Genomic DNA, 13,511 nt, shown 5'->3' on the forward strand with positions numbered 1-13,511 from the left:
CTAAGTACTAATATCAGTAATTTTGATATCAGTAAACCATTGACGATGCCCTTGTTGCTTGCGATAGTGTTTACGTCGTCGGAATTTAATAATCTTAACTTTTGTACCACGACCATGAGAAAGTACTTCGGCTTTAATTTTGCCGCCATCTATAAGAGGTGCACCAATCTTTATATTTTCCCCATCAACTACCATTAAAATTTGATTAAACTCAACAATCTTACCTGTTGCAATATTTAGTTTTTCTAAACGAACAACTTCACCTTCATTAACCCGATATTGTTTACCACCACTCTGGAAAACTGCATACATATAAAGCTCCGCTTTTTGTGTGTTCTATTTTATTAAATTCAGAGCATACACAAATACCTATAATAGAATATAAATTCTACGTAAAAATAATGTATATAACAAGAATGGAATTAGTAACGGAATAAAAAATATACAGCAATAACTTTACAATATATATTTAATATATAAATAATTTATTTCTACATAATATCAAAAATTACTTATTTATTCATATTTTATGAACATGTATTAGCTATTAAAAAATAAACTCCAGTCTATATATAAATAGTAATATACTTTGGTATAAGAAATACTAATCTAAAGTAGTAAGTTAAATAAATTAAACATATTTAATAATTAATAAAAATTACTATTAAATAGATATAATGTGTTATTACTTAATATAGAGAGCTATTCTATTGCTTATTAACATAGAATGCTTAATATTTAATATGGAGTACTCGAGTATTTATTATATACTAACACATGTTAGATTTTGCTATAAAAATATTTTAGTACCCAAAATTTAAAAAATATTACAGACAAATATATAAGTTTATAGCAAGTATTATGCAATATAATTATATAGCATTATTTATTTTTATAAATAACTTATACAGTCCTTATTTTCTACAGATAAATCTTCTATTAATGTAATACATATACTAAATAATTATAATCTTTACTTTATAGATTATTATCTACTTTAATGGTAAATCTTAGTTAATCTAGTTTAATTAGTTTTATATAACTATCATGTTCATGATAGTTATACAGGAAATAAAAAATCTAATTATAATAGCAAAATACTATAATTTTACCCATAAATATTTTTAAATCATGTCATTATTTATTAATATCAATAAATTATTATCCCTTAACTATAAGTAGATATAGTATATTTTAAATTATCTATTTAGGTGAATAATATAAAAATAATTAACATAATAATAACTCTAAATTATTATAATGTCACTATATTATTATTACGCATAAATAGTAATATTAACACTTAAAAATCTTACTAGAGATTATATAAATAATTTATAAAAAGTAGACTATTACTATATAGTTAGAATAAAGTCTAATTAATTAGGTATCATAGACTATAAATAAATTTCTTCTTTTTTCTTACGAGGTTTAATATGTCGGTACGAATTTTAGCAATTGATACAACAACGGAGGCTTGTTCTGTTGCTATTTGGAATAACGGTGAAATTTGTACATTATTTAAGGTTTGTCCTCGTAAACATACACGATATATTTTACCTATGATACAAAAAATTCTAGCTGATTCAGGACTTTCTCTTCATCAATTAGATGCATTAGCTTTTGGACGTGGTCCTGGTAGTTTTACTGGTGTGCGTATTGGTATTAGTATTGGACAAGGATTAGCATTAGGCGCTAATTTACCAATGATTAGTGTCTCAACTTTACAAACTTTAGCCCAAGGAGGATGGCGACAAAGTGGAGTACAGCAAGTATTAGTAGCAATTGATGCTCGTATGGGTGAAATTTATTGGGGACAATTTACACAAAACACCTCTGGTTACTGGTTAGGAATAGATAGTGAAGCAGTTATTACACCTAAACAAGCTTCAATATATTTGCAATCATTAGTAGGTCATTGGGTTACTGTAGGTACTGGTTGGCAAATTTATCCTGATTTAATTACTAATAGTAAAGCAATCTTATTAACTGGGCAAGTAATATTATCACAGGCAGAAGACATGTTACCGCTTGCGTTACAATCATGGTATAATGGAGATATTATAAAAGTTGAACAAGCTGAGCCAATTTACTTACGTAATAAGGCGATATGGAAAAAAATTAAATAAATTTTAAGCAGATTTTTAGTTAGGATAAACTATAATTATAAGTAATATATTTTAATACAGCAATAATTTTACAATATATATTTAATATATAAATAATTTATTTCTACATAATATCAAAAATTACTTATTTATTCATATTTTATGAACATGTATTAGCTATTAAAAAATAGACTCCAGTCTATATATAGATAGTAATATACTTTGGTATAAGAAATACTAATCTAAAGTAGTAAGTTAAATAAATTAAATATATTTAATAATTAATAAAAATTACTATTAAATAGATATAATGTGTTATTACTTAATATAGAGAGCTATTCTATTGCTTATTAACATAGAATGCTTAATATTTAATATGGAGTACTCGAGTATTTATAAAGGTGTAATTTTAAAAATTTTTAAGTATAATAATTATATTATTTCTAGCTCTTTAACCGCATAGTTAGAAGAAATATTTTTTAAATGTAACTTAAAAGTCAATAATTTTTATTAATAAATAAATAATTTGTTATATTTTTAATATAAAAATAATAAAAAGCTAAAAATACTGATAAATAAGACATAATTAAGAATCAGGTATTTTTACTTAAAGGTAAGAACTTTAAAGGTTTCATTAAAAAAGTTGGTGGCCCCTACTGGACTTGAACCAGCGACCAAACGATTATGAGTCGTACGCTCTAACCACCTGAGCTAAGGGGCCTAACTAAGTCATAATTATATAGTATTTATTAATAATAAGTCTAGCTTTATTAAGTAGTAAGAAATAATATTCTAAATATTTTCTAATATTGTTAAACTATATCTAGAAGCACATATATAATATAAATAATAAGATATTAATATTAGATCATAATCTAATACACTAATTTCTACTATAATACGAGTATTATTAAAGATAATGTTATTATTATGTAATAATAACAGTTTAAATAAGTATCAAATTAAATTAATGTACTATAAACATATTAGCATAAATACGGAGGTAATTGCTTCTTATGTAATAGTACTAATGTATTTCGAGGTAAAATTAATAAATAAAATAAATAAGTTCATCACTAAAATATTAAAAAAATAGAATTAATCCATTTAGACGAGATTCATAAAATAAGATATTTAAAAATAATCTTAAATAAAAATGAAAAAAGTAATATTAACAATATTGCAAGAATTACTAATTATATTAGAACTAATTTATATAACAAAGACACTAATTACGATTAGAAATAAAATAAATATGCCTTTAATATAAAGACTTTTTATGAAAACATACTTGTAGCAGAAAATTAAAGCTTAAGGCACGTTATTCTAAAAAGTATACATGAATATACAAGGATTACGAACATCTCGCTACCTATGTTATAGTTTTATAAGAGCGTTATACTATTGATATAAAATTATAGCGAGTGCTGCGAAGTTAAGATACCTTATACGTAGCAATCACAAGGAATATGTACGTGCTGCGATACTTTGTTTTCTGTTTTTTGTGTGTATTACTTACTGCTCCATTTGTTTATGCTACTGTAGAACTACAGATTAATGGGCTTAGCGGAGAGCTCAAAAAAAACGTACAAGCAAGTTTATCAACTATTACTACCAATAAAATTAGCTTTGATGGACGTTTTCAGGCACGTATGCGAACTGCTATTCGGCGAGGGCTACGAGCATTAGGTTATTATAATCCAACAATTAATTTTAATCTTAAACAAGAACCTAAATGTTTAACATTAGTTATTAATGTAATAGCAGGCACACCAATACGCATTGCTGGCATTAATATCCGCTTACGTGGTATGGCTAAAGATGATTCTGTTTACCAAATATTAGTTAGTAAAGAAGCACCTAAAATAAATTCAATATTAAATCATGGTATATTTGATAATTTTACTCACTCACTTTCTATGTTAGCGTTACATAGAGGTTACTTTGACGCTAATATAATTAAAAAACAATTAGGAGTTTCTCAGCAGCGGTATCAAGCTTTTTGGGATATCGACTTTAATAGTAGACAACGTTATCGTTTTGGTTATCTATTATTTCAAGGATCACAAATTAGAAAAGATTATTTACAAAATTTAATGCCATTTCATGAAGGAGATTATTATGACTCAGATGATCTTGCTGAATTAAATCATCGTCTTATTGCAACTAATTGGTTTAATTCTGTAATAGTCTCTCCTAATTTTACTAAAAGCAATATTAGTAAAATTTTACCATTAAATATTTTAGTGACACCCAAGACTAAAAATACTATTAAAATAGGTGGGGGTTACGCGACTAATATGGGGCCACGAGTAAAAACTAGTTGGTATAAACCTTGGGTAAATTCCCGTGGTCATAGTTTAACTACTAATATAAATATTTCTGCATCTAAACAAAGTCTTTATTTTAGTTATCGTATTCCCTTGTTAAGAGATTTACTAAAACACTATTATTTATTACAAAGCGGTTTTAAACGTATTAATCAAAATAATACTAAGTTAGATATTAGTACACTAAATGTGGCCCGATTTTGGAACTCATCTAATGGTTGGCAACGCGCTATTAACTTAGGCTGGAGCCTAGAACGTTATACTGAGGGACAAATTATCTACACTACTATATTACTTTGTCCAGGAATAAATATCAATCGTATTCGTCAACGCAATAGTATAATGCCAACTTGGGGGGATAGCCAACGTTATTCTTTTAATATTTCTAATAGATTATGGGGATCAGATCTTAATTTTAGTATAATACAAGCACAACATGTTTGGATTCGGACAGTAGGTAAAAAAAATCGCTTTATAATACGGGGTAATCTTGGCTGGATAGAAACTAATAATTTTAACTTAATGCCATTATCACTACGTTTTTTTGCTGGTGGTGACCGTAGTATACGTGGTTATAAATATAATAGTATCTCACCACGTGATAATAAAGGTAAACTTATAGGTGCGGCAAAATTAGTTACTACGTCTATTGAATACCAATATAATATCATGAATAAATGGTGGGGCGCGGCCTTTATCGATACAGGTGAAGCAGTAAATAATATTCGCCGTAATAATTTTAAAACTGGTGCTGGTATAGGAATACGCTGGATATCTCTTATTGGTCCAGCAAGATTTGATTTTGCTTTACCTATCAGTAATAAAAAAATCAAACACATGCAATTTTATATTAGTTTAGGATCTGAATTATGAGTTGGATGAAAAAATTAAGTCTTTTAATCCTACTTATATTATCATTACTAATCACCACTCTAATCATTCTACTAGGTACAACTAGTGGTATACATTTTTTAGTTAATAGTGCAACTCGTTGGGCTCCAGGATTGGATATTATTAATGTTAAAGGTGGTTTACATAATCTTGCATTAGAAGGTATTAAATATCAAACACCAGGAATACAGACTAAAATAGATAAGTTACATCTTTCGTTCCAGTTTTCTTGCTTAAAGAAGGGAAAAATCTGTATTAAGAAGCTAAATGCACAAAATATTAATGTGCAGATTATAACAGCAGCATTACCGACAACCTCTATTTTAATTAATGCTAAATCATTAACTAATCTCAAAATACCATATCCTATAAAGTTAAGGTTATTAACATTAAATAATGTTAAAGTTAAGATAGATAAAATAGCTATCTCTTTAGAAGAATTACGTACTGGGATGAATTGGCGACAGCAATCATTATTATTAATGCCTACTAAAATTAATAAGTTGATTGTAAATGGAATTTCACCAGCAACTGATTTATTACTAGAAAAATTAAATACAGATAAAAAGAGTAAATTATGGACTAAATTGTTAAATAAAAGTTTAATCTCTTTATTTCATAAACCCTTATTACCTTCATTACCAAATTTTCATTTACCACTTAATATTTATATAACAGCAATTTCTGGGCAACAATTACGCTTGCATGGGAAAAATAATTTTATGATAAATAATTTATTCTTGCAAGGGCATACTTATAATCAAATTATTCAACTTGATAACTTAAAAATTAAAACACCTCAAAGTAAATTATTAGTTAAAGGTATTGCTAATTTATCAGATAAATGGCCACTAGATATTATGGTGGAGAATATACTTAATATTACACCATTACAAAAAGAAAAAATGAAATTACATTTATATGGTCGGTTATACGAACAACTAAATTTAAAACTTAATCTTTCTGGTTCGATTAATGCCCAATTAAATGCTAAGACTATACTTACTCAAACAGGATTACCACTCGCTATAACATTACAAAGCCCACAATTGCATTGGCCATTAACTGGTAACATGCAATATCAACTGAATAATTTTAAAATGCACTTTAATGGCAAAGCTACTCACTATACATTATCATTACATGGTAATTTACAAACAATGAATTTCTTGCCAGCGTATTTTACGCTTGATGGTAATGGTGATCTAAAGCAATTCTGCCTGACAAGATTACACTTGATTGCTTTACAAGGTAGCACAGATTTAACAGGCAGAATAACCTGGCAAAATGGCATTAGTTGGCAATCATTATTAACTATAAATGACGTTAATACAGAAAAACAATGGCCACAATGGCCAGCAAAACTAAATGGCACAATACATACTAATGGTAAAATACATCAAGGAAACTGGCAACTACAAATTTCTAAATTAATATTAGATGGTAATATAAAGCAAAAACGCTTAATTACACATGGTTCTTTGAATATTAACTCTGCTGGACAATTACATATTCCTACTATCAATATGGTATTGGGATGTAATCGACTAAATATTAAAGGTGATCTTAATGATAAGTGGGTATTAAATGCTACTATTAATGCCCCCCAATTAGACGGTACCTTGCCTGAATTAACAGGAATAGTAAAAGGTACGCTTAAATTACGCGGTAATTTAAAAGTACCTCATTTATTAGCTAATATTGCAGCAAAAAATTTACAGTGGCAAAAACTTTATATTAAGCAAATTAAAATTCATAGCAATGTACGTTTAGGTAAATTTATACAAGGACAGTTATCAATGTATATTAATCAACTTAAACAGAAAAATCTTTTAATTAAAACATTAATATTTACAGCTAAAGGCACTGAAAAACAGCATCAGTTATATTTAAAATTAAATGGTAAACCATTTAGTATTCAATGGATACTAAATGGCAATTTTAATCGACATCAGCAACATTGGCATGGGAGTTTAAATAATAACTATTTTTTAACCTTAGTTGGTGAATGGTATGTAAATCGTGCTATTAAATTTGATTACTTTAATAAAAAACAAAAATTAATTATTGGTGAGCATTGCTGGCAAAATTCTTATGCAAAAATTTGTATACCAAGTTTTATTAAGTTAGGTACTAGGAATCAAATAAAAATTATTCTTCATCGCTTTAATTTACAAATGTTTACTCCCTTTCTTAGCCCACAAACTATTATGCAAGGTATCTTGAGCGGACAAGGGAATATAAGTTGGCAAATAAATAGTGCTTTACCACAAGCTACGATATCTCTAACAGGTAAAGAAGTAAAAATACAACGACAAATACAGGGTAATTTAATACCAATTACTTTTAATAAGCTAAACTTAGCTATAGATTTAACTAAAAAACACGCGCAAATAAATTGGTTGATTAAATTAATTAATAATGGACAATTGAGCGGACAACTGCAAATGATGCGGTTACAGGAGCAGCATAAATTATTAGGTAATATTACTATCAATAATATTACACTAGCAACTATTAATCCGATTTTAAGTAAAGACGAAAAGGTGACAGGCGTATTAAATGCTAATTTACACCTAGCAGGTAATAAAAAGAATCCGCTGCTTTATGGCAAACTAACTTTAGATAAAATAGGTTCAAATAGCAGTTGGATACCATTTAAAATTAGTCAAAGTCGCTTATCAGCAAGCTTTAATGGTACGACGTTAGCTTTAGATGGATTTATTCATACACCCAAGGGTCAACTTAATTTAGTAGGTAATGCAGATTGGCAGAATATAGCTTCCTGGCATGCTAGAATTAGAGCTAAAGGAAAAAAAATACATGTAGCAGTACCACCAATGCTACAGCTTAATGTTTCACCTGATTTAATATTTGCAGCTATGCCAAAAATGCTCATATTAGATGGCTTAATTGATATTCCTTGGGCTCGTATTTTTATACAAAAAATACCAAAAAATATAATATCAATTTCTCCAGATGAAGTTATGTTAAATGACCAGCTACAATCAATAAAAGATAAAAAGAGAGCAATTACTATTAATAGTAACCTACATGTTCGCTTAGGCTCTAATGTACGTCTTGATGCTTTTAATTTAAAAGCCCAAGTACAAGGGGCGCTAAAAGTAACACAGGATAAACAAGGATTAGGATTAAACGGTCAACTTACTATTCCTGAAGGTAATTTTCATACCTATGGGCAAGATTTAATTGTAAAAAAAGGGTTATTATTATTTTCCGGCCCTGCTCATCAGCCTTTATTTAATATTGAAGCAATACGTAATCCACAGGCAACTGAAGATAATGTAACTGTAGGCGTACGAGTTACAGGTATGGCTAATGCCTTATTAGTTACAATATTTTCTGATCCAGTTAAGCCAGAACTAGAAGCATGGTCTTATCTATTACGTGGCCAAAGCTTAAGTCATTCAGGTATAAATAGTAATATGATGACTTCAATGTTAATTAGTCTTGGGGTAGCAAAAAGTGATAAACTTATCGGAAAAATTGGTAAAGTATTCGGTGTGAATAATTTAGTATTAGATACTGAGGGTGTAGGTAATAGCTCTCAGGTAGTTGTTAGTGGTGACTTAACTAGAGATCTACAAGTAAAGTATGGCGTTGGTATATTTAACTCTTTAGCAACTTTGAGATTACGTTATCGATTAATACCTAGATTATACCTAGAAATGGTATCTAGTATCAATCAAGCACTTGATATGATTTATCAGTTTGATTTTTAATTAGAAATTTATATTACAAATAAGAGAATAGCAATTAGCCAAAAGTAGCATAATTATTAATAAAATATAAGATAGGTAGCTATAAACTATATTATTTAACATGATCTAATAGTTTTTACAAATAAAAGTTAATTATATTATAAATGTATTATATTCATTTATAATGCTATTAAAATATAGAAATAACACTACTGTATAAAAGTCGGCGCCATTAATAAAAAATTATTTTTTATTAAGTTTATTATAACGCTCATAAGAAGTGCAAATTTCAGTTTTAGCTACAGCAACATCTAGCCATCCTTCAATTTTAACCCATTTTCCTATTTCTAAATCTTTATAATGCTCAAAAAAATGTATAATTTGAAATTTTAATAACCCAGGTAGATCCTCTATATCTTTTATAAAATCATACTCTGTACTTAGTGTTGTATGTGGAACTGCCACTAACTTAGCATCTTCACCTGATTCATCTCTCATTTTTAACATACCAACTGGGCGACAATGGATCACTGAACCTGGTTGTAATGGATAAGGTGTTGGTACTAATGCGTCAACTGGATCACCATCTAATGATAATGTATTATTAATATAACCATAATTACAAGGATAAAACATAGTAGTAGACATAAATCGATCAACAAATAAAGCACCACTTTTTTTATCAACTTCATATTTAATCGGATCTGCATTAGCAGAAATTTCAATTACTACATAAATATTTTCAGGCAAACTTTTACCTGCTGGTACTTCTTTTAGACTCATTTTTACTTCCTTATATTTAAGTTATTTTGATTGTATACCATGCTAGTTGTGTATAAATTATATTAGATTATATCTATATAGGAAATATAACTTATCTAATAAATAAATAGTAATAATTAAATAATATAAATACCACCTTTTAGTAAATTACGATATAAACTTATAAATAAAAAATGAATATAACATAAATTATAGGAGAATTATGTTTCTTTATCTTCTTTTTAAAAACACTTAATATATTTTGTTTTCAGCAAAGATTTAATATAATTGCTTTTATTAGTCTAATGTGTCTATTTCCTAAGAATACTTTAGTCTTAGTTTCCCATAAAATAAATAGAATATAATTAATTAAGAATTATAAATAAAAATAGTATACTATAGTTAACGATATAAAATAGTATTATTAATTAATTGTAAAGTAGATAACTGGCAACTACTTAGTTAATGCTTACTTATAAAAATTAGCAAGAAAGATATGTCTATTAATATAATATGATTATAAATAGAGAATAGTACTAATTTAGATATTAATATTATAAGAATTATCCAAAGTATTTATTCGTAATACATACTTACTATATTTATTTTTAAAGAGAATATTATTTCTTCTAACATAATTTTTCTAACCTCTCTATAAGTTTAGAGTATTAAATTTAACTCCTTAGGAATAAATAGATTAATTTTATCTATATTTTTTCTTGTATATAGTCATATCATTAGTTCTAATAATGCTAACTAAACTATTTATTAATATCATAGTTAATAATTTATACACTGAGTTAATTACTAGTAGTAGATTACTTAATTTGTCTTAATATTAGATAGTTTACGTTGTTTATTTTTAGTTCTTATAATTCTAATATATTCAGTACTACTAGTTTTAATTTATAATACTATATTTATTTTAAAAATTTATGTGTAATAATTCTAATAATTCTAATAATTTAATAGTTAATAACTACACAAATTATTTAAAATAACAGTAATATTTCATTCATAAATAATGATAATATTACTGAGATTCATAATAAATTATTATATAAGTTAGCTTTTAAAATATATTTAAAATCTTTTGAGAGAATAATTATTTTTATCTAATGATCTTATGATTGATTTATAAAGTATTTTAATGTTAACACTTTACCTTAGAATAATGAAATACTATTATCTATAGTAATGCTATCTAAATACTTTCAGTATTCACTGAAAAATTCAATAAATAAATAATTAATTAAGCATAAACTAGGTTAGTGCAAATTACTATCAGTAAATTATTATGATGAATATTCAGCACTAAATTTTTTTAATAAGCCACTAATAATAAGTATAGAGCGTCTTATAGATAAATAATAAACTATTTTAGTTTAGCATCATATATTTTAATATTACTGAATTTTTATTAGTATTTATAATACCTTAGATCAGTTAATATTTTTAAATTCGAGTTCTACAATACTAGAAAATCTTACCTTAAAAGGCAAGATTTTTCTTTTTTAATAGCATCTTAAATTTTTTATAAGGTCTTGTATAGATTAGTTAAATTATGCTTTTATTTAAGTACGGAGAGTTATAATGTTTCTTATATCTATCGATAGGAACTATTTATCATAGATTTCTTTAAAAACTATAATAGGATATATATTTTATGTTATATAGTATTTATGTATTCCTAATTTCAAGATTAATATTCTTAACATAACTACAAATTAATTGCATTTAATAATTTGATCACTTAAATTATATAAAATTATTAATCTAATACTAATAAACCTTAAATTAGGAATATAGAATGAAAGTTACAGTTCTTGGCGCAGCCGGCGGTATTGGTCAGGCTCTTACTCTTTTACTTAAAAATCAACTTCCTGTTAACTCAATACTTTCACTTTATGATATTGCACCAATTACCCCTGGTATTGCTGTTGATCTTAGCCATATACCCACATCTGTTAAGGTTAAAGGATTTACTGGAAAGGATATAATGCCAACATTATATGGTTCTGATATTGTTTTAATTGCTGCTGGCGTAGCACGTAAACCAGGCCTAGATCGTAATGATCTCTTTAAATTTAACGCAAGTATTATATGCAATTTAGTGACGCAAATTATTAAAATTTGCCCAGAAACACTTATTGCTATCATTACTAACCCGATAAATAGTACTGTTGCTATTGCTGCCGAAGTATTAAAAAAAGCAGGTGTTTATAATAAAAATAAACTTTTTGGTATTACTACCTTAGACAGTATACGCTCTAATACTTTTGTTGCTAAATTAAAAGATAAACAACCACAGAATATTACAGTACCAGTTATTGGTGGGCACTCAGGATTAACGATCCTACCTTTGTTATCACAGATTCCAAATATTATTTTTACTGAGGAAGAAATAACTAACTTAACTAAAAGCATTCAAAATGCAGGAACTGAAGTGGTAAAAGCTAAAGCAGGTGGTGGATCTGCTACGCTTTCTATGGGAGAAGCAGCAGCACGTTTTACACTTTCTTTGGTATATGCATTACAAGGCGCAAGTAATATTATTGAATATGCTTATGTTGATGCCACTGAAAAAGATGGTAAATACAAATACGCTCCATTTTTTGCCCAACCAATTTTGCTCGACAAAGATGGTATTGCTGAACGTAAAGATCTTGGTATTTTAAGTTCTTATGAACAAGAAATATTACAAAAAATGCTGAAAGTGTTAAATAAAGATATTGCATTAGGTAAGGATTATGTTAATTCGCTCTTTTTATAAGTTAAGTATTATTTCTTTATATTTTATCATCCATCAAGAAATAATCTTATGGTATATATTTTCAATTAATTAATTGGGGAGTTATAGTAAAATAATAAATACTAAAAATTTAAGAAGTATATAAATTTTAGTAATGTGTAGATAGTGCATAACTAGGATTAGTTCAAGTACTAATGCTGCTATAATCTGAAAAGTCAATATTATATTAAAGTAAAAAAATCTTGCTTATAGTAAGATCTATAAAATAATATTTTTAGATAATATATATTATCAAAAATATTTTATTAAAATATATGGATTACTATATAGTGTTAGCTATTAATTAAAAAATTTTTGTAATTTTTTCTTTAATTATTTTTTGAAATTTGATATAAAATAAATATTTATAGCTTTAATTTTTTTATTAGTAATAATATAAAATTTATATTTAATATTATCAATGCAAGTATTAAATCATTATTTATTTTTTAAATATATTAATAAAGTATTTATTAAATAATATTTTTAAAAAAATTAATTACTTTATTAAAAGTTAAATTGATAGTTGATAACTAATAATTATTAGATAGATAATTATTAATACAGCAAATTATATATCTTGAATATATATCTTATATCTATTAAATTTTATTAAAATAAAGAAATATTTCCAAATAATTATATTGTTTAGCTTATAATAATTTATGTAGCTATTATAACTTATAATATAATAATTATTTAGATAATAGACTATGTATTAAGTATGATATTAACAATTTTTTATGTCTTTTAAAAATTTAAATTAAATAATTTTTAGTAATTATTATAGTTTTCTGTTTAAAAAATATTTACAATTAATTATTGTACTTAAGTATCTTATCTTTGATGCTAACTTATTAAGCGTAATGTTAAGTAATTTAATATATAATAATTAAGTAAGAGCATA

6 protein-coding genes and 1 tRNA gene are annotated in these 13,511 nt (G+C 26.1%); 4 read left to right on the forward strand and 3 right to left on the reverse strand.

Annotated elements, in window-relative coordinates:
• On the reverse strand, nt 1-312 hold the full coding sequence (gene rplU, locus AB4W73_RS02295) for a 50S ribosomal protein L21 (RefSeq protein WP_367680239.1): 312 nt from the start codon (nt 310-312) through the stop codon (nt 1-3).
• A gap of 1,124 nt (nt 313-1,436) precedes the next feature.
• Between rplU and tsaB the strand changes: the two genes are divergently transcribed.
• The gene (gene tsaB, locus AB4W73_RS02300) at nt 1,437-2,129 is read left to right on the forward strand and encodes a tRNA (adenosine(37)-N6)-threonylcarbamoyltransferase complex dimerization subunit type 1 TsaB (protein ID WP_367680240.1); all 693 of its coding nucleotides are present in this window, start codon (nt 1,437-1,439) and stop codon (nt 2,127-2,129) included.
• A gap of 623 nt (nt 2,130-2,752) precedes the next feature.
• On the opposite strand, the gene AB4W73_RS02305 is transcribed toward tsaB, so the two are convergent.
• A tRNA-Ile gene (locus AB4W73_RS02305) sits at nt 2,753-2,829 on the reverse strand.
• A 754-nt stretch (nt 2,830-3,583) separates the two neighbouring features.
• Between AB4W73_RS02305 and AB4W73_RS02310 the strand changes: the two genes are divergently transcribed.
• Together AB4W73_RS02310 and AB4W73_RS02315 are read left to right on the forward strand one after the other, a co-directional pair.
• Nucleotides 3,584-5,311: an autotransporter assembly complex family protein gene (locus AB4W73_RS02310; protein ID WP_367680241.1), complete on the forward strand. Its 1,728-nt coding sequence runs from the start codon at nt 3,584-3,586 to the stop codon at nt 5,309-5,311.
• Nucleotides 5,308-9,072 (forward strand): translocation/assembly module TamB domain-containing protein, encoded by a 3,765-nt coding sequence (locus AB4W73_RS02315; RefSeq protein ID WP_367680242.1) that lies wholly within the window; start codon nt 5,308-5,310, stop codon nt 9,070-9,072. Before AB4W73_RS02310 ends, AB4W73_RS02315 begins: the two co-directional genes overlap by 4 nt.
• A 222-nt stretch (nt 9,073-9,294) precedes the next feature.
• On the opposite strand, the gene ppa is transcribed toward AB4W73_RS02315, so the two are convergent.
• Nucleotides 9,295-9,834: an inorganic diphosphatase gene (gene ppa / locus AB4W73_RS02320; RefSeq protein ID WP_367680243.1), complete on the reverse strand. Its 540-nt coding sequence runs from the start codon at nt 9,832-9,834 to the stop codon at nt 9,295-9,297.
• 1,789 nt (nt 9,835-11,623) lie between these two features.
• On the opposite strand from ppa, the gene mdh reads away from it, so the two are divergent.
• Nucleotides 11,624-12,586, forward strand: a complete 963-nt coding sequence (gene mdh, locus AB4W73_RS02325; protein ID WP_367680244.1) for a malate dehydrogenase — start codon at nt 11,624-11,626, stop codon at nt 12,584-12,586.
• Nucleotides 12,587-13,511 lie beyond the last annotated feature (925 nt).

This window comes from Candidatus Fukatsuia anoeciicola, from assembly GCF_964059965.1.
Lineage (GTDB): Bacteria > Pseudomonadota > Gammaproteobacteria > Enterobacterales > Enterobacteriaceae > Fukatsuia > Fukatsuia anoeciicola.